Origin of the sequence: Speluncibacter jeojiensis (genome assembly GCF_029589495.1) — a bacterium.
Classification (GTDB): domain Bacteria; phylum Actinomycetota; class Actinomycetes; order Mycobacteriales; family Mycobacteriaceae; genus Speluncibacter; species Speluncibacter jeojiensis.
Genome location: NZ_JAAIVF010000007.1, coordinates 156,171 through 174,865, shown reverse-complemented (window position 1 = coordinate 174,865; position 18,695 = coordinate 156,171). Strand labels below are relative to the sequence as shown.

Below are 18,695 nucleotides of genomic sequence, written 5' to 3'. Positions count from 1 at the left end.
GCCTGTCGGCGGGCTCGGCCTGCACGGCGGCGTGGTTAGCCTCACCATCGGTTGGTTAGGCTCGCCTGCTACCGTCTGATCGCCGTGGCGAGGTCCGTTCGCGGCCCGCGCACCACGAGGAGTCGCCCGATGTTCGCCACCTTCGTCATCGGGTTGCGCGAGGGCCTCGAGGCGGCACTGATCGTCGGCATCATCGCCGCCTTCCTCAAACGTCAGGGCCGCATGTCGGCGCTGCGCTGGGTGTGGACCGGCGTCGTCGCGGCCGTGCTGATCTGCCTGTCCATCGGCATCGCCCTCGAGGTCGTGTCGCGGGAGCTGCCGCAGCGCCAGCAGGAGGGCCTCGAAACCGTCATCGGCGCGGTCGCGGTCGTCATGGTCACCTACATGGTCGTGTGGATGAAACAGCATTCACGCGATCTGAAGGGGCAGTTGGAGCAGGCCGCCGGCGGCGCGCTCGCCCAGGGGTCCGCGATGGCGCTGGCGGTGATGGCGTTCCTGGCGGTACTGCGCGAGGGACTCGAGACCGCGGTGTTCCTCATCGCCGCCTTCAATGCCAGCAACAGTTCCGGCACCGCCGCGATCGGCGCGCTGCTCGGCGTCCTGGTCTCGGTCGCCCTGGGCTACGGCATCTACCGCGGCGGCGTGCGGCTGAACCTGTCCCGTTTCTTCCGCGCCACCGGCGTGGTGCTGGCGCTGGTCGCCGCGGGCCTGGTCGTCACCGCACTGCACACCGCCCACGAGGCCGGCTGGCTCAACATCGGACAGCAGCAGGCGCTGGACCTCAGCGGCGTGGTCGCGCCGGGGTCGGTGCGCTCGTCGCTGCTGACCGGCGTGCTCGGCATCCAGCCGAAGCCGGTGGTCATCGAGCTCGTGGGCTGGCTGCTCTATCTGATCCCGGTGCTCGCGATCGTGCTGTGGCCGCAGAACTGGCCGACGCCGAGTCGGGCGGCGGTCGCCCGCACCGCGCTCGGCGCGGGCGTGGGCCTGGCGGTCGCGGCCGTCGTGCTGGCCGTCACCGCCCCCTCGGCGTCCTCGTACCCGGCCCCGCCCGCGCTGCAGGCGGTCCGGGCCGGCGCGGCGTCCCCCGTGCTGCCCGCAGCCCAGGACCACTCCGCCCGGTCCGGCGCGGCGACGGTGCGCATCCGCACGGTCACCGGCACCTCCGCGACCGTCGAGGTCACCTGGCCCGGCGCGACCGCACCGACGGCGGCGCGGCTCAACCGCGCGGACTCCGACGGCACCGGTTCGCCCGGCGCCCGCCGCTTCGACGGCCCGGTCTCCCCGATCGACCTGCCGTCCCCCGCACTGCGGCCGGCCTCGCTGACCGCCGAGCAACTGGCCCAGGCCAATGGCGGCCGGCTGCCCCTGGGCGTCGTCGTGACCGGCCCCTCCGAGACGATCCCGGTGCGCTACATCGACTCGGCGACGCTGTCGGTGACCACCACCGCGGCCGGCGACCTCACCGACGCGCAGCAGTCCAGCACGACCGTCGCCGTCGCCTCCCCCGACGGGCGCACGGTCAGCCTGGGAGCGGTCGCCGAGAGCAGTTGGCGGCTGACCGACGAAACCGTCGCCGCACTGACCCGGCACGCCACCGACGTCGACCGGGCCGCCGACCGGCACCGCACCCTCGGTGTCGTGCTGCCGTGGACGCTCGGCGCGCTCGCGGTCCTCGCGGGCGCGACCGGCGGGCTGCTGTTGTGGCGCCGACGCCGCGACGTGGCCGCGGAGTCGACAGCCGACGCCCCCGCCTCGACCGACGCCGACGATCGCGCACCCCATCCGGTGAAGTAAGGTTCGCCTTACTTCGCCCGCACCCCGCCTCTGGGCGCGCGCCCCGGCTTCCCCCGCGTACAACCGGCTTCACCCGCACAAGGAGACACCCCGATGAACCCGAGACCGCAGGCGCGCATGCTCGCCGTCACCCTCGGCGCGGCCGCGCTCGCCGCGTTGACCGCCGCCTGCGGTTCCGGCACCTCGCCTTCCGCCGACGCCGCCGCACCGGCCAAGGGCACCGTGAACGTCACGATCACCGACGCCGGCTGCAAGGCGGACCCGTCGACGCTGACGGCGGGCGCGGTGACCTTCAACGCGACGAACACCGACGCCGCCGCGGTCACCGAGGTCGAGCTGCTCTCGAACGGGCGGATCATCGCCGAGAAGGAGAACCTGGCACCCGGGTTCTCCGGCAAGTTCTCGCTCAAGCTCGACGGCGGCGAGTACGACCTCTACTGCCCCGGCGCCACCCAGGAGCACACCAAGATCACCGTCACCGGCAAGACCGCCGCCGCGACCGGCGACACCGCCACCCTGCTCCAGCAGGGCGCCGCCGACTATGCGACGTACGTCAAGACGCAGGCCGGCCTGCTCGTCGACAACGTCAAGCCGATGGTCGACGCCATCAAGGCCGGGGACCTCGCGGCGGCGCAGGCCGGGTACGCGAAGAGCCGCGTCTACTACGAGCGCATCGAACCGGTCGCGGAGAGCTTCACCATCGGATCCGACAGCCTCGATCAGGACATCGACGCACGTGAGGGCGATGTGCCGGCCGATCAGTGGACCGGCTTCCACGTCATCGAGAAGGGCCTGTTCGAGGCCAAGTCGGTCAGCGGTCTCGCGCCCGTGGCCGACGGCCTGCTGGCGAACGTCGGCAAGCTGCGGGATCTGGTGCAGAACCAGACCTACAAGCCCGACGAGATCGTCAACGGCGCCGGCGGCCTGCTCGACGAGGTCTCGACCACGAAGATCACCGGCGAGGAGGAGCGGTACTCGCACATCGACATCGTCGACCTACAGGCAAACGTGGAGGGCTCCGAGCAGGCGTTCGCCGCCGTCAAGCCCGCCCTGGAGAAGATCGACCCGGCGCTGGCCCAGACCATCGGCACCCGGTTCACCGCCGTCGACCAGATGCTCGACAAGTACCGCGACCCGAACGCCCTGGGCGGGTTCGCGTTGTTCTCCTCGGTGAGTCCGCAGGACCTGCGCGCGCTGTCCGAGGCGATCGCCGCGGTGAAGGACCCGCTGTCCGAGGCCGGCGGCAAGATCGCCGCAGCGGGCTGACCGACCCCGCCCGGCGAAGCCCGACCGAGACCCGACCCACCCCGAAACCGAAGGAGGCCACCGTGACCTCGAACGAGTCCGGCGCACCGGCGCCGTCAGGAACATCGTCGACGACACGCACCACGGTGAGCCGGCGACGGTTCCTCGGCGGCGCGGGACTGGCCGGCGCCGGCGTGGTCGTCGGCGGCGCCGCAGGCTTCGGGATCGCCGAGGCCACCCGCGGCGGGGGGTCGGGCGACGGGCAGGTCCCGTTCCACGGGGCCCGGCAGGCGGGGATCACCACCCCCGCCCAGCAGCGGCTGGTCTTCGGTTCCTTCGACGTCAAGACCACCGACGTCGAGAAGCTGAAGGTCACGCTCGCACTGTGGTCGGCGGCGGCGTCGCTGATGACGCAGGGCAAGCCCGTCGGGCCGACCGAGACTGCCCCGGCCAATCCGCCTGTCGACACCGGTGAAGCGGTCGGGCTGGGCGCCCAGGACCTGACCATCACGGTCGGCTTCGGCCCCTCGCTGTTCGACGACCGCTTCGGGCTGGCCGGCAAGCGGCCCGCCGCGCTCGCGCCGCTACCCGCGCTGCCGGGCGACACGCTGCTCGACCCGTCGATCAGCGGCGGCGACCTCTGCGTGCAGGCCTGCTCCCAGGACCCACAGGTGGCGTTCCATGTGGTGCGCAACTTCGCCCGCATCGGCCGCGGCGCGGTCGCCCTGCGCTGGATGCAGGAGGGGTTCGGCCGGGCGTCGAGCACCTCGTCGGACCAGCAGACCCCGCGGAACCTGTTCGGGTTCAAGGACGGAACCAACAACATCAAGGCCGACGCCGACGCCGAACGCTGGGTGTGGGTCGACGACGAAGCCGACCAGCCGTGGATGCGCGGCGGCAGCTATCTGGTCTCGCGGAAGATCCGGATGACCATCGAGACCTGGGACTCGGACAACCTCGGCGACCAGGAGCGGGTGTTCGGACGAATGAAGGAATCCGGCGCACCGATCGGTGCGCAGGGCGAGTTCGACGCGCTCGACTTCGGCGCGAAGGGCGACGACGGCAAGCCGCTCATCGACCTGAACGCGCACGTGCGGCTGGCCCACCCCGACAACAACGGCGGCGTGCAGATCCTGCGGCGGTCGTACAACTACACCAACGGCATCGACCCGCGGACCGGCCAGCTCGACGCCGGGCTGTTCTTCATCGCGTTCCAACGCGACCCGCACACGCAGTTCGTGCGGTTGCAGACGCAGCTCGGGCACCGCGACAACCTCAACGAGTACATCAAGCACGAGTCGAGCGCGCTGTTCGCGTGCCCGCCGGGCGTGCAGAAGGTCGGCGACTATTGGGGCAAGGCGCTGTTCGCCTGACGCGGACGGTCGCCGGTGCCACCCTGGACGGGACGGATACCCACCGACCCCAGGAGTCAGCATGCGACTTCCCCGCCTCGCCGACCTGCCCGCGCGCATCGCGACCGGCGGTTTCATCCTCCATTCGGGCCTGCGGAAATGGTCCGCCGACGCCGACACCGCCGCCGGACTGCACGGCATGGCCTCCGGTGCGTATCCATTCCTCAAGGCCCTTCCCCCGGAGCAGTTCGTCAAGCTGCTCTCGGTCGCCGAGATGGGCACCGGTGCGGCCCTGCTGATTCCCGTGGTGCCGACCCGCTTGGCCGGCGCCGCGCTGACCGCGTTCTCCGGCGGGCTGGTCGGCATGTACGCGCGCACTCCGGCGCTGCGCGAACCGAACAGCATCTGGCCCAGCCAGGACGGTCTGCCGATCGCCAAGGACACCTGGATGCTCGGAATCGGGCTGGGCTTCCTGCTCCGCGCACCGAGCCGTTCCTGAGCGCGGCCCGTCAGGGCCAGTGCGCCCGCCAGATGGCGGCGTTCATCCCGGTCGTCTGCCGCCGCGACGCGGCCGCCGACCGCTCGGCCCGGCGCACCCGATCGGCGAACTCCAGCACCGCTTTGCGCAGCTGGTCCTCGGCGCTGAGCTGGTCATCCTCGGGCGGCGCCGCGGCGATGCGCACCTCGATCAGCTCTGCCGGCACCAGCTCCGAGGGCACGCCCGCGGCCATCGCCCGTCCGAGCACCTTCTGCGCCAACGCCAGTGCCGGCTGCGCCATCGCGATGCCGTCCAGGCACGACGCGCGCCGCTTCTCGGCGGCCTTGCGCTCCTCCCACATCCGGTTGCGGGTCTCGGCGTCGATGGGGGTGCCGTCCTCGGCGGTGATCCGCGGCGCGCGGTTGTTCAGCTTGGCCACCAGTGTGTCCGCGACGTCGTCGATGTCGAACGGGTCGGCGGCGGCGTCCGCGGCGATGCGCGCGTGGAAGAGCACCTGCAGCAGCAGGTCGCCGAGTTCCTCGCGCAGCTCGGCGCGGTCGCCGGAGTGCACGGCGTCGAGCAGCTCGTAGGTCTCCTCGAGCAGGTAGCGGCGCAGCGACTCGTGCGTCTGCCGCGACTCCCAGCTGCCCCCGCGCAACCGGTCCATCACCGCGACCGCGTCCAGCAGATGCTCGCCGGGCACCGGCTCGGCGGCGAAGACCGTCTCGCCGGCCGCGATCCGCGCCCGTACGTCGGGGCGGTTCCGGTCGGTGGTCACCAGCACCGCTTGTGCGTGAGTTGCCTGGTCGGGACCCCGCAACTCACGCACGGGAGCGGGCACCTCGTCGGTGAACTCCACGGGGCCGTGCAGCGCGGCGAGCGCCTCGGCCGGGATCAACGTCGGACGGCGCGGGTCGAGCAGGACGACCGTCACTGCGCCGCGGCACCTTCGGTGTCGAGCCCGACCGACACGAACCCGACAGGCTTGCCGTCGAGCGCGAACAACAGGTCGACGACGTACTGCAGCAGTTCGACGTCGCGCATCCGCGACGCCCCGACCCCGCCGCTGCCGGTGCGCGGCAGCGGGAGCTGCACCATCCCGGTGGTCGCCCGGTACTGGGCGCTCGGGTAGATCCGCTTGAGCCGCATCTGTTTCGAGTCGGGCAGCGACATCGGCGACAGCTTGAGCTGGGTGCCGCTGACGGCCACCTCGGTCAGCCCGTACTCGCGGCAGATCAGCCGCAGGCGCGCGACCGCAACCAGCCGCGCGACCTCCTCGGGCACCGGACCGTAACGGTCGACGAGCTCGTCGACGACCGACCGGATCGCCGACTCGTCTTGCGCGGCAGCGAGCTTGCGATACGCCTCCAGCCGCAGGCGGTCGCCGCCGATGTAGTCGGGCGGGATGTGCGCGTCGACCGGCAGGTCGATGTGCACCTCCTTGACCTCTTCCTCGGTGGTGACCGTCCGACCGTCGGCGACCGCGCGGTACGCCTCGACGGCCTCCCCGACCAGCCGCACGTACAGGTCGAAGCCGACCCCGGCGACATGACCGGACTGCTCCGCGCCCAACACATTTCCGGCGCCGCGGATCTCCAGGTCCTTCATCGCCACCGCCATGCCGGCACCCAGGTCGGAGTTCTGCGAGATGGTCGCGAGCCGGTCGTACGCGGTCTCGGTGAGCGGCTTCTCCGGCGGATACAGGAAATACGCGTAACCGCGCTCACGGCTGCGCCCGACCCGGCCGCGCAACTGGTGCAGCTGCGACAGGCCCAGGGCGTCGGCGCGCTCGACGATCAGCGTGTTCGCGTTGGAGATGTCCAGGCCGGTCTCGACGATGGTGGTGCACACCAGGATGTCGAACTCACGGTTCCAGAACCCCTGCACGGTCGACTCGAGCGTCTCCTCGTTCATCTGCCCGTGCGCGGTCACCACCCGGGCCTCCGGTACCAAAAGTCGAAGCCTTGACGCAGCTTTATCAATCGAGCTGACCCGGTTGTGCACGTAGAACACCTGCCCGTCGCGCAGCAACTCGCGGCGCAGCGCGGCGGCGACCTGCTTGTCGTCGTAGCCGCCGACATAGGTGAGCACCGGGTGCCGCTCCTCCGGTGGGGTGAGGATCGTCGACATCTCCCGGATGCCGGCCATCGACATCTCGAGGGTGCGCGGGATCGGGGTGGCCGACATCGTCAGCACGTCGACGTGGGTGCGCAGCGCCTTGATGTGCTCCTTGTGCTCGACGCCGAAGCGCTGCTCCTCGTCGACGATGACCAGGCCCAGGTCCTTCCAGCGCACCCCGGTCTGCAGCAGCCGGTGGGTGCCGACGACGATGTCGACCTCGCCGTCGGCCATGCCCTCGGTGATCGCCCGCGAATCCGCGGGGTCGGTGAACCTCGACAGGCCCTTGACGGTGACCGGGAACGCCGCCATCCGGTCGGTGAACGTCTGCAGATGCTGTTGCGCCAGCAGGGTTGTCGGCACCAGCACCGCGACCTGCTTGCCGTCCTGGACGGCCTTGAACGCCGCGCGCACCGCGATCTCGGTCTTGCCGTAGCCGACGTCGCCGATGACCACGCGGTCCATCGGGACGGGCTTCTCCATGTCGCCCTTCACCTCGGCGATCACCGTCAGCTGGTCGTGCGTCTCGGTGAAGGGGAACGCGTCCTCCATCTCCCGCTGCCACGGGGTGTCGGGCGCGAACGCGTGGCCGGGCGCCGCCTGCCGCGCCGCGTACAGCTGCACCAGCTCGCCGGCGATCTCGCGAACGGCCTTGCGCGCCTTGCGTTTGGTGTTCGACCAGTCCGATCCGCCGAGCTTGCTGATCGTCGGCAGTTCGCCGCCGACGTACCGGGAGAGCTGATCGAGCGACTCCATCGGCACGAACAGCCGGTCGCCGGGCTGGCCGCGCTTGCTGGGGGCGTACTCGATGACCAGGTATTCGCGGCGCGCGCCGCCGATGGTGCGCTCGACCATCTCGACGAACCGGCCGATGCCGTGCTGGTCGTGCACGACCATGTCGCCCGCGGACAGCGCCAGCGGGTCGACCTGGTTGCGCCGCTTCGCCGGCAGCCGGCGCCCGTCGCCGACCGCGGCCACCCGGTTGCCGGTCAGGTCCGCCTCGGCGATGAGCACCAGCCCCGCGTCGGGCAGCACCACGCCGCTGACCAGCGATCCGCGCAGCACGCCGACCTGACCGCGCACCGGCTCGGTGCCCGGGCTCAGCTCGGCGGCCGGCACGTCGGCCTCGCGCAGCCGCTCCAGGAAGCGGTGCGCGGTGCCCGCACCGCCGACGACGATCGCCGCCCGCCCACCGGTGCCGACGTGCGCACGCAGCGTGGCGAACACGGTCGCGACCAGCTCGTCCGAACCACGCGCGGTCGGCGCGGCCTGCACGTCCAGCTCGATCTCGTCCTCGGCCCCGGCGGCCAGCGGGCTGATCGTCCACCAGGGACGGCCCTGCGCCTGTGCGGCCTCGCGGACCTGCCGCAGCGAACGGTAGGCGCTGGCGCCGAGGTTCATCTTCTGCGGATCCAGCGGCGCGGCCCCGCCGATCGACGCCGCGGTCCACGACGCCTCCAGGAACTCCTGCCCGGTGCGCACCAGGTCGGTCGCGCGGGTGCGGATCTTCTCGGGGTCGCACAGCAGCACGTGCGCGCCGTCGGGCATGGCGTCGGTCAGCAGCGTCAGCTCGCCGGGCTGGAGCGCCGGCAGCAGCGCCTCCATGCCCTCGATCGGGATGCCCGCGGAGAGCTTGTCGAGCATCTCGACGAGCGCGGCGTCGGCCGCATGCTCGACGGCGAGCTGCGCGGCCCGCTCGCGGACGGCGGCGGTCAGCAGCAGTTCCCGGCACGGCGGGGCGACGAACACCGGCACCTCGACCTCGGGGATCGAGCGCTGGTCCGCGACCGAGAACGCGCGCATCTCGGTGACCTCGTCGCCCCAGAACTCGACGCGCACCGGGTGATCGGCGGTCGGCGAGAAGATGTCCAGAATGCCGCCGCGGACCGCGAACTCACCGCGCTTGCCGACCATGTCCACCCGCGTGTAGGCCAGCTCGACAAGCCGCTCGATCAGCTCGTCGAACGCGTGGTCCTCGCCGACACGCAACTGCACCGGCTCGATCTCACCGAGCCCCGGCGCCATCGGCTGCACCAGCGACCGGACCGTGCACACCACCACCCGCAGAGGCGGCCCGTAGACCTCGTCATCGGGTCGGGCCAGCCGGCGCAGCACCTCGATGCGCCGTCCGACGGTGTCCGGTCCGGGCGAGAGCCGCTCATGCGGCAGCGTCTCCCACGACGGGAACTGGGCGACCGCATCGCCGAGCATCTCGCGCAACTCGGCAGTCAGGTCGTCGGCCTCACGTCCGGTCGCGGCGACCAGCAGCAGCGGGGCCTGCTCGCCGATCGCGACGGCCAGTAGTGAGCGCACCGAGTTCGGTCCGACGACGGTCAACCCGGCCGCACCGACACGGTCGGCAACGTCTCGAATGGATTTGTCCGCCAGACCGATTCGTGCGATTCCGGACAGCGGTGTGGCGGGATGCGCCGAAGCGTCCGGCCGTGCGGCAGACAACGAGAATGCTCCTCAATTCGACTGGTTGCGCCCGCGTGCTCGACGCCCAGGCAATTCTAAGCCCGCCCGGTCACGGCTGGCCGGGCACCGGTTCCCCCTCCGGGGCGATGCTGCGCGGGTCCAGCGCCGGTTTGGCCTCCAGGTGCATCAGGCCGTTCCAGCACAGGTTCACCAGGTGCGCGGCCACCACCTCCTTGGGCGGCGTGCGCACGTCGAGCCACCACTGCGCTGTCACCGACACCATCCCGACCAGCGCCTGCGCGTACATGGCGGCGAGGTCGGGGTCGAAACCACGCTTGGCGAAGTCGGCGGCGAGCAGGTGCTCGACCTGACCGATCGCGTCGTTGAGCAGGCTCGAATAGGTTCCCGACGTCGCCGACACCGGCGAGTCGCGCACCAGGATCCGGAACCCGTCGGTGCACTCCTCGACGTAGGTGAGCAGCGCGAGCGCGACCCGTTCGACCCGCACCCGGGAGCGGTGATTCGACAGCGAGGAGGTGACCCGGCGCAGCACGTCGGCCATCTCCCGGTCGACGACGACCGCGTAGAGCCCCTCCTTGCCGCCGAAGTGCTCGTACACCACCGGTTTGGAGACGTTGGCCCGCTGCGCGATCTCCTCGATCGACGTGCCCTCGTAGCCGCGCTCGGCGAACAGCGACCTTCCGATCCGGATCAGTTGCTCACGACGCTGCGTGCCGGTCATCCGGGCCCGCGGAGCGCGATCCGGCTCGTGCGTGTCCGCGCCCCGCTCACCTCTGGCCATCGCCGCTCCTCCCGCAGGTCCGATGTCCCCAACCCTATCGACTCGACCGACGACCGCGGCGCATGTAAAGATCAGTGCGCGCAATCCGCCGTGGTGTAATCGGCAGCACCTCTGATTTTGGTTCAGATAGTTCAGGTTCGAGTCCTGGCGGCGGAGCGCCCGATCCCGCGCACCGCGCGCAGCCGGCGTGCTCCCCCTCGCCACTCCGCCGCCGCGCCACCCCCACCGCCGCACCTCACACATCCCGCGCGCACTTCGCATGCCCCCGGACCCATGCGAGGTGCACCCGCGCCGTGCGAAGTCGACGCGCCGTCGTCGATCACGGACCTCGACGGAGCGCACCGGAGCGGATTCCGGGCACGGCGGTCCCGCCCTGTAGGATCGGTGCCCGTCGCGGGTATGCCCGACCCCGACTCTCCCCACGCTGATCACAAGGGAGCTCCATGCCAGTGCAGACCTCGCCGGTGAACGGCGCGACCGCAGTCGTCGTCCTCGCCGCAGGTGCCGGTACCCGAATGCGCTCGGCCACCCCGAAGGTCCTGCACCGGCTCGCCGGTCGCACCATGCTCGCGCATTCGCTGCGCGCGGGGGCCGCACTGAATCCCGACCATCTGGTCACCGTCATCGGGCATCAGGCCGACCAGGTCGGCGCGGCGGTCGCCGACCTCGCCGCCTCGCTCGGCCGCGACCTGGGCACGGCGCTGCAGGAGCAGCAGAACGGCACCGGCCACGCGGTCGGCTGCGCGCTCGCCGCCCTGCCCGCGGACTTCGCCGGCACCGTGCTGGTCACGGCCGCCGACGTGCCGCTCCTCGACGACGAGACCCTCACCGAACTGCTCGCGGTCCACGCCGCCGAGCCGAGCGCGGCGGTCACGGTGCTGACCTGCACGGCCGCCGACCCGACCGGCTACGGGCGCATCCTGCGCACGCACGACGGTGAGGTCACCGCGATCGTCGAGCAGGCCGATGCCACCGACTCGCAACGCGCGATCACCGAGGTCAACTCCGGCGTGTATGCGTTCGATGCGGTCGTGCTGCGCGGCGCGCTGGCGGAACTGTCCTCGGACAACGCGCAGGGCGAGCTCTACCTGACCGACGTGATCGCGATCGCCCGCCGCGCCGGCAAGTCCGTCCGCGCCCTGCACATCGAGGACGCGACGCTGGTCGCCGGAGTCAATGACCGGGTGCAACTGGCCACGCTCTCCCTCGAGCTGAATCGACGCATCCTGGAGCGATGGATGCGGGCCGGGGTCACCGTGCTGGACCCGACGAGCACGTTCGTCGACGTCGACGTCACCCTCGAGCGCGACGTCGTGCTGCGTCCCGGGGTACAGCTGCACGGGGCCACCGTGATCGGCGAGGGCGCCGAGATCGGTCCCGACACCACTCTGACCGACGTGCAGGTCGGTGCCGAGGCCACGGTGGTCCGCACCCACGGGTCCGGCGCCGAGATCGGCCCGGGCGCGACCGTCGGGCCGTTCTCCTACCTGCGCCCAGGCACGATCCTCGGCGCCGAGGGCAAGATCGGCACGTTCGTGGAGACCAAGAAAGCCACCATCGGCGTCGGCTCGAAGGTCCCGCACCTCACCTACGTCGGCGACGCGACGATCGGCGACCACAGCAACATCGGCGCGTCGAGCGTGTTCGTCAACTACGACGGCGTGCACAAGCACCACACGGTGGTCGGCTCGCACGTGCGGACCGGCTCCGACACGATGTTCGTCGCCCCGCTCACGGTCGGCGACGGCGCCTACACCGGCGCCGGCACCGTGTTGCGCGAAGACGTGCCTGCCGGCGCGCTGGCGATCAACGACTCGCGCCAGATCAACGTCGAGGGCTGGGTGCAGCGCCGCCGGCCCGACACCGGATCCGCCAAGGCCGCCGCGGCGGCGGAGGCTGCGACGAACTCCCCACAAGACGCATCATCGAACAACGCACGCAACACCGATCAATCCAGCAAGGACGGCGAAGACCAGTGAGCGCACTGTCAGCGGACAACCACAAGAACCTGATGCTCTTCGCCGGTCGCGCCCATCCGGAGCTGGCCGAGCAGGTGTCGAAGGAACTGGGGATCGGCCTGACCCCGCAGACCGCCCGCGAGTTCGCCAACGGCGAGATCTTCGTGCGGTTCGAGGAGTCGGTGCGCGGCTGTGACGCGTTCGTGCTGCAGAGCTTCCCCGCGCCGCTGAACCAGTGGCTGATGGAACAGCTCATCATGATCGACGCACTCAAGCGCGGCTCGGCCAAGCGGATCACCGCGATCCTGCCGTTCTATCCGTATGCGCGCCAGGACAAGAAGCACCGCGGCCGTGAGCCGATCTCGGCCCGGCTGGTCGCCGATCTGCTCAAGACCGCCGGCGCCGACCGGATCATCACGGTCGACCTGCACACCGACCAGATCCAGGGCTTCTTCGACGGCCCGGTCGACCACATGCACGCGCAGGGGCAGCTCGCCGACTACGTGCGTGAGCACTACGGCACCGACAACATCTGCGTGGTCTCCCCCGACGCCGGCCGCGTCAAGGTCGCGGAGAAGTGGGCCGACGCGCTCGACGGCGCCCCGCTCGCGTTCGTCCACAAGACGCGCGACCCGCTGGTCCCGAACCAGGTCAAGTCGAATCGCGTGGTCGGCGACGTCGAGGGCCGCACCTGCGTGCTGATCGACGACATGATCGACACCGGCGGCACCATCGCCGGCGCGGTGAAGGTGCTCAAGGACGCCGGCGCCGGCGACGTCATCATCGCCACCACCCACGGCGTGTTCTCCGACCCGGCCGCCGAGCGGCTCGCGAACTGCGGCGCCAAGGAGGTCATCGCGACCAACACGCTGCCGATCACCGAGGAGAAGCAGTTCGCCAACCTGACGGTGCTCTCGATTGCGCCGCTGCTGGCGCGCACCATCCGGGAGGTCTTCGAGAACGGCTCGGTGACCTCGCTGTTCAACGGCAGCGCGTAGGGGCGTTAGCGTCCGCGCTCACAGCTTCACGTCTTAGACTTCGCCAGCAACACCGAGTCTGGACGTGAAGCCGTGGAGGACGTTTGACGACGACATTGGACTGGCGTGACGAATGGCTGACCAGCCTGGAGTGGATCGCCAAGGCCTTCGGCATCACGGTGGTGTGCTTCTTCCTGGCCGCCTGGCTGCTGACGCGATACACCAAGTGGGGCAGGCAGTTCCGCCAGATCACCATCGGTTACTTCATCCCCGGACGGAGCTGGCTCGAGTGCCGCGGGCTGGTGACCGTGCTCGGCATGCTGCTGCTGTGCGTGCTGGACGTACGGATCGCGGTGCTGATCACGTACTCGTCCAACGGCATGTACACCGCACTGCAGGAGATGAACTCCGGCCACTTCTGGTACTACATCGCGGTCTTCGCGGTGCTGGCGGCGATCTACGTGGTCGAGACGCTGCTGACGTACCTGCTGGCGCAGACGTTCATCATCCACTGGCGGATCTGGCTCAACGCGCGGATGGTCGGCGACTGGCTGGATCGGCGCGCCTACCACCGCGGCCACTTCGTCGACTCCCCCGTCGACAACCCGGACCAGCGTATCCAGGAGGACATCACCACCTTCACCACGGATTCGCAGACGCTGGCCATCGGCAGCAACAACAACGGTCTGGGCGCGACCAGCGCGATCATCACGCTGGTCTCGTTCACCACCGTGCTGTGGAACCTGTCCGGGCCGATGACGATCCTGGGCGTGCACATCCCGCGGATGATGGTGTTCCTGGCCTTCATCTACGTGATCATCGCGTCGGCGTTCGCGTTCAAGATCGGCCGTCCGCTGATCCGGCTGAACTTCCTCAACGAGGGTCTCGGCGCTTCCTACCGCTACGCATTGGTGCGGCTGCGCGACAACTCCGAGGAGGTCGCGTTCTACCGCGGTGAGGACGTCGAACGCAGCACGCTGCTCAGCCGATTCGGCGCGGTCATCAAAAACCAGTGGCGGATCGTGTTCCGGGAGACGAAGTTCCAGGGATTCAACCTGACCGTCAGCCAGATCGCTGTCGTGTTCCCGCTGATGATCCAGGCGCCGCGGTTCTTCGCGGGCACCATCAAACTCGGCGACGTCACGCAGACGTCGCAGGCGTTCACCCAGGTGCACAACTCGCTCTCGTTCTTCCGCAACATCTACGACACCTTCGCCGCCTACCGCGCCACCCTGAACCGGCTCAGCGGCCTGCTCGACGCCGACGAGCAGTCGCGGGCGCTGCCCGAGCTGGCCGTGCAGAACGCCGAGGGCCTGACCATCTCGGGTCTGGACGTGCGCCTGCCCGACGACCGCCCGCTGATCGCCGACCTGGACGTGGACCTGACCGGGGGCGACTCGCTGCTGGTCAAGGGCCCGTCGGGCAGCGGCAAGACGACGCTGCTGCGCAGCCTGGCCGGCCTGTGGCCGTACACGTCGGGTGTGGTCCGGCACCCGGACACCGAGCACACGATGTTCCTCTCGCAGCAGCCGTACGTCCCGCTGGGCACGGTGCGCATGGCGCTGTCCTACCCGGACCAGCCGGCGCCGGAGGAGGACACCCGCGCCCGCGAGGTGCTGCGCAAGGTGCAACTCGCCCATCTCGAGGAGCACATCGACGAGGAGCGACACTGGGCTCGGGTGCTCTCCCCAGGCGAGCAGCAGCGGCTCGGCTTCGCGCGGATCCTGCTGCGCCGGCCGAAGCTGGTGTTTCTCGACGAGGCCACCTCCGCGGTCGACGAGGGCCTCGAGCACTCGCTGTACACGGCGGTCCGCACCGAGCTGCCGGACACGATGCTGGTCAGCGTCGGGCATCGCAGCACGCTCGGACCGTTCCACAACCGGCAGCTCGAACTGCTCGGCGAGGGACGCTGGGAGGTCACCGCGCAGGTGCGCTGACCGCCCGCTCATGCACAGCAGACGGCGTGCCGCGGGGTCGGGCAAGTGTGTCGTCACTTCCCCAGAGTTGGAACAGTGCGCAATGTTGCAACTGTTCCAACAGTTCGAAGTGAGCCGACAGTGGGAACTCTGGGCGCGCAGCGACAGGTGCTTCCTCGGACCCTCGTTTCCCTAACCGCCCGCTTCCCGACGGCCCCGGCAGGACCCGCACCGCTTCCGTATAGTGGCGGCCGCTACGGAGGGAAGGGTGGTTGAGATGCGAACACGACCGGTGACGGCGCTGATGGGTCTGGCGGTGACCGCGGCCGCGCTGACCGCGTGCGGGTCGAACACGACCCAGGACCACGCACAGGCCGCGGCGACCACCACGCAAGCCGCGCCGCTGACAACGGCGGCCGCGCACACCTCGCCGACGACCGCCCCCGCGCCGACCACGCACGCCCCGGTCGTCAACGCACCGGTGGTGCCGCCGGCCGCGAACCAGCCGCCCGCCCCCGCACCGGCTGCCGAGGCCGCGACCCCGGCGCCGGCCCCCGCGCAGGCCCCGGCCGCCGCGCCGGTCGCACCCGCCGCGTCGACACCTTCGATCGCCGACCTCAACTCCCTGGTGAGCACCGCACTCGACCCGAACGTTCCTGCCGCCCAGAAGGAATCCCTCGTACAGGGCGGTCAGCAGGATCCCTCGCTGTTCACCCAGCTGGGCGCGCTGCGCGCGCAGTACCCGACCGCGACCGCCACCGTCGTCGGACCGGTGGTGCCGAACCCGGACGGCAGCGTCACCGCCACCACCCAGGTCGGATTCTCCGGTCAGAGCCGCAACGTGCAATTGACATTCGTCGACGACGGCGGCAGCTGGAAGCTCTCGCGGACCAACGCGTGTCACTTCATCGCGCTCGCCGGTCGCAGCAGCCCCATGTGCGCCTGAACCCGGCCCCCGGCGACATAGGCTCGGCGCATGGCCCCCTTCACCGGCATTCCCATCGCCGCACTGGACTTCTACGAGGACCTCGAGGCGGACAACAGCAAGACCTGGTGGACGGCGCACAAACACATCTACGACGAGCAGGTCCGCACGCCGGCACTCGCGCTGTTCGAGGCGCTGGAGCCCGAGTTCGGTGCGGCGAAGGTGTTCCGCCCTTACCGGGACGTGCGATTCTCCAAGGACAAGTCGCCGTACAAGACGCACCTGGGCGGGTTCGTCGAGACCGCGCCGGGCGTCGGCTACTACCTGCAGATCGGCGCGCCCGGGGTGTTCGTCGCCGGCGGCTACTACGCGCACACCCCGCAACAGGTGGCGCGGCTGCGCGCGGCGATCGACAACGAGGTGCGCGGCGACGAGTTGCGGCGACTGCTCGACAAGCTCACGGCCGCCGGGTTCACCGTCGGCGGCGACCGGCTCAAGACCCACCCGCGGGGGTATCCACCCGACCACCCCCGGATCGAACTGCTGCGACACAAGTCACTGACCGCCGGACGCGAATTCGGCTGTCCGGCATGGCTCGAAACCCCGCGTTGCAAGACCGAGGTGGCCAAGGCGTGGCGCACGATGGCACCGCTCGTCGAGTGGTTGTCACAGGTCGTCGGCGAGTCGGGGTAGAGACGTTCGTCACGCGCGGCACCGTAATGGCACGTCAGTGCTGGACGTACGTCCATCCCCACGCGACTACTCGCCGGTAGTGACCTATTGTGGTTCGCCGTGACCGATGCGCAGACCCTCGATGCACCCCCCGCCGCGACACCGACCAACCGAGCCCGACGATGGACTCCCGGCGACTGCGTGTGGTGCGGAGACTCCGAATCGGTTCAGATGCTCCGCAACGAACCCCGTTGTGCCACATGCCGCGAGAAGGAAGGCGTCATCGACGAGGCACGCAAGTTCCTCGGCATGTACGGCCTGCGTCCGCTCGGCGGCACGCTGCAGTCCGATGACGACGAAGAGCGTCAGTGGCGCATCGATGCACGGGACGCGCGCACCGAGCTCAACCAGATGCGGTTGCCCGAGCCGCCAGACCCGGCACTGGTCCGCAAGATGATCCGCCCGCGCGCCGCGACCGTCGTCGCCGAGACCGCATCGCGCCACACGACCTCCACCACCAGTTCCCGAGCGGGTACCGCCGCCGCGAAGCGTGCGCCGGCTCAGCCGATGTCCACGGACGCGCCGGACCTGGCCGCGCTCGAGGAGCGGGTGACCGCACTGCTCGCGCAATTGACCTCCGTCGAGGGGCAGATCCAGGCGGCCGAGGCGGCGCAGGGTCTGGCGGCCCGAGCGCGGCTCAAGGACCTGACCGCGCAGCGCTCGACGATTCTGCGCACACTTGCGGCGTTGGAGAAGGCCCGCCGCAGCGCGGCGCAGTAGTCTGACCGACATGCAGGTCCGCTGGATTGTCCGCGACGCCGACGACACGGACCTGCCCGGCATCCTCGAGATCCACAACGAGGCGATCCTCAACACCACCGCCACGTGGGACGAGGAACCGGTCGACGTCGAGAGCCGGCGCCGCTGGCTCGAGGACCGGCGCGCCCACGGGTTCCCGGTGCTGGTCGCCGACCACGATGGCAGGGTCGCCGGGTTCGCCTCGTACGGGGTGTGGCGCGCGAAGGCCGGGTACCGCTTCACTGTCGAGAACTCGATCTACGTGCACGCCGACCACCACCGCAAGGGCATCGCGAAGGCGCTGATGGCGGAGTTGATCGAGCGGGCGCGCGGCGGGGGCATCCACGTGATGGTCGCGAGCATCGAGTCGACGAACCACATCTCGATCTCGCTGCACGAACAGTTCGGGTTCCGCACGGTCGCGCAGATGCCCGAGGTCGGCCGCAAGTTCGGGCGCTGGCTCGACATGACGTTCATGCAGTTGACGCTGCCGGTCGGCGACGGCGACCCGATCCCGTGACCGGCGCTCCGCCGCGTCGGCCAAGGCCCCGATCGGTCGTGGACCTGACGCACGTGCTCACCCCGGACTTTCCGGCGTGGCCGGGTGATCGCCCGTTCGAGATACACCTGGTCTCCCGGTTCGACCCGGCCGGCGGCGAGTTCTTCGCCAACGAGTTGGCGCTGCACGAGCACACCGGCACGCACATCGACGCGCCCGCGCACGCGAGCCTGGGCGGCATCACCGTCGAACGCATCGACCCGCGCGACCTGGTCGTGCCGATCGCCGTGATCGACATCGCCGCTCGTGCGGCGCAGGACCCGGACACGCTGCTCGGAGTGCGGGACATCCTGACTCTCGAGCGCGAGCACGGCGCACTCCCCGAGCGTTGCCTGGTCGCCCTGCATTCAGGATGGGCTGCCCGGGTGTCCACACCCGGCGCGTTCACCAACGCGGACGCGGACGGCGTGCACCACACTCCGGGCTTCGACCCGGCGGCGGTGCAGTTCCTGGTCCGCGAGCGAAACATCGTCGGCATCGGCACCGACACGCTGACCGTCGACGCGGGGCGGTCCGCCGACTACGGTGCGCACGTGGGCGTGCTCGGGGCGGGCAAGTACGCGGTCGAGGTGCTGGCGAACCTGGACAAGATCCCGCCGGTGGGCGCCACCGTCGTCGTCGGCGCCCCCACCCACGCCGGCGGATCCGGCGGGCCGTGCCGGGTGTTCGCACTGCTGTAGGCG

15 protein-coding genes and 1 tRNA gene are annotated in these 18,695 nt (G+C 70.4%); 13 read left to right on the top strand and 3 right to left on the bottom strand.

Annotated elements, in window-relative coordinates; genetic code table 11:
• Positions 1–129 precede the first annotated feature (129 nt).
• The 4 genes from efeU to G4X40_RS19555 all read left to right on the top strand — a co-directional run bounded on the left by efeU (position 130) and on the right by G4X40_RS19555 (position 4,890).
• Complete coding sequence (efeU, locus tag G4X40_RS19570) at positions 130–1,794, top strand: iron uptake transporter permease EfeU (RefSeq protein ID WP_277834969.1); 1,665 nt, start codon at positions 130–132, stop codon at positions 1,792–1,794.
• Positions 1,795–1,887: 93 nt separating this feature from the next.
• On the top strand, positions 1,888–3,060 hold the full coding sequence (gene efeO, locus G4X40_RS19565; RefSeq protein WP_277834967.1) for an iron uptake system protein EfeO: 1,173 nt from the start codon (positions 1,888–1,890) through the stop codon (positions 3,058–3,060).
• A 62-nt stretch (positions 3,061–3,122) separates the two neighbouring features.
• Positions 3,123–4,412: an iron uptake transporter deferrochelatase/peroxidase subunit gene (gene efeB / locus G4X40_RS19560; protein ID WP_408642254.1), complete on the top strand. Its 1,290-nt coding sequence runs from the start codon at positions 3,123–3,125 to the stop codon at positions 4,410–4,412.
• 61 nt (positions 4,413–4,473) lie between these two features.
• Positions 4,474–4,890 carry a DoxX family membrane protein gene (locus G4X40_RS19555; RefSeq protein ID WP_277834964.1) on the top strand — a complete coding sequence of 139 codons (417 nt, stop codon included), beginning with the start codon at positions 4,474–4,476 and terminating at the stop codon, positions 4,888–4,890.
• 10 nt (positions 4,891–4,900) lie between these two features.
• Here G4X40_RS19555 and G4X40_RS19550 read toward each other — a convergent pair whose 3' ends face one another.
• The 3 genes from G4X40_RS19550 to G4X40_RS19540 form a co-directional block, all read right to left on the bottom strand.
• On the bottom strand, positions 4,901–5,803 hold the full coding sequence (locus tag G4X40_RS19550) for a MazG family protein (RefSeq protein WP_277834963.1): 903 nt from the start codon (positions 5,801–5,803) through the stop codon (positions 4,901–4,903).
• A complete protein-coding gene (gene mfd, locus G4X40_RS19545; protein WP_408642262.1) occupies positions 5,800–9,375 on the bottom strand; it encodes a transcription-repair coupling factor in 3,576 nt (1,191 codons plus the stop codon). Before mfd ends, G4X40_RS19550 begins: the two co-directional genes overlap by 4 nt.
• 139 nt (positions 9,376–9,514) lie before the next feature.
• Positions 9,515–10,207, bottom strand: a complete 693-nt coding sequence (locus tag G4X40_RS19540) for a TetR/AcrR family transcriptional regulator (RefSeq protein WP_277834962.1) — start codon at positions 10,205–10,207, stop codon at positions 9,515–9,517.
• Positions 10,208–10,291: 84 nt separating this feature from the next.
• Here G4X40_RS19540 and G4X40_RS19535 point away from each other — a divergent pair.
• The 9 genes from G4X40_RS19535 (at position 10,292) to G4X40_RS19495 (ending at position 18,692) form a co-directional block, all read left to right on the top strand.
• Positions 10,292–10,363: transfer RNA gene (locus G4X40_RS19535), tRNA-Gln, on the top strand.
• A gap of 287 nt (positions 10,364–10,650) precedes the next feature.
• Complete coding sequence (glmU, locus tag G4X40_RS19530) at positions 10,651–12,186, top strand: bifunctional UDP-N-acetylglucosamine diphosphorylase/glucosamine-1-phosphate N-acetyltransferase GlmU (protein ID WP_277834961.1); 1,536 nt, start codon at positions 10,651–10,653, stop codon at positions 12,184–12,186.
• The gene (locus G4X40_RS19525; RefSeq protein ID WP_277834960.1) at positions 12,183–13,163 is read left to right on the top strand and encodes a ribose-phosphate diphosphokinase; all 981 of its coding nucleotides are present in this window, start codon (positions 12,183–12,185) and stop codon (positions 13,161–13,163) included. The genes glmU and G4X40_RS19525 overlap by 4 nt, the downstream gene beginning before the upstream one ends.
• Positions 13,164–13,258: 95 nt before the next feature.
• Positions 13,259–15,079 carry an ABC transporter ATP-binding protein/permease gene (locus G4X40_RS19520; RefSeq protein ID WP_408642261.1) on the top strand — a complete coding sequence of 607 codons (1,821 nt, stop codon included), beginning with the start codon at positions 13,259–13,261 and terminating at the stop codon, positions 15,077–15,079.
• 256 nt (positions 15,080–15,335) lie between these two features.
• Positions 15,336–16,004 (top strand): hypothetical protein, encoded by a 669-nt coding sequence (locus tag G4X40_RS19515; protein WP_277834958.1) that lies wholly within the window; start codon positions 15,336–15,338, stop codon positions 16,002–16,004.
• A 30-nt stretch (positions 16,005–16,034) separates the two neighbouring features.
• Positions 16,035–16,676 carry a DUF2461 domain-containing protein gene (locus tag G4X40_RS19510; RefSeq protein ID WP_277834957.1) on the top strand — a complete coding sequence of 214 codons (642 nt, stop codon included), beginning with the start codon at positions 16,035–16,037 and terminating at the stop codon, positions 16,674–16,676.
• A 99-nt stretch (positions 16,677–16,775) separates the two neighbouring features.
• Complete coding sequence (locus G4X40_RS19505; protein ID WP_408642253.1) at positions 16,776–17,435, top strand: hypothetical protein; 660 nt, start codon at positions 16,776–16,778, stop codon at positions 17,433–17,435.
• A gap of 10 nt (positions 17,436–17,445) precedes the next feature.
• A complete protein-coding gene (locus tag G4X40_RS19500) occupies positions 17,446–17,973 on the top strand; it encodes a GNAT family N-acetyltransferase (protein ID WP_277834955.1) in 528 nt (175 codons plus the stop codon).
• Entirely contained in the window at positions 17,910–18,692 is a 783-nt protein-coding gene (locus G4X40_RS19495) for a cyclase family protein (protein ID WP_408642260.1), read from the top strand. The genes G4X40_RS19500 and G4X40_RS19495 overlap by 64 nt, the downstream gene beginning before the upstream one ends.
• Positions 18,693–18,695: the final 3 nt, after the last annotated feature.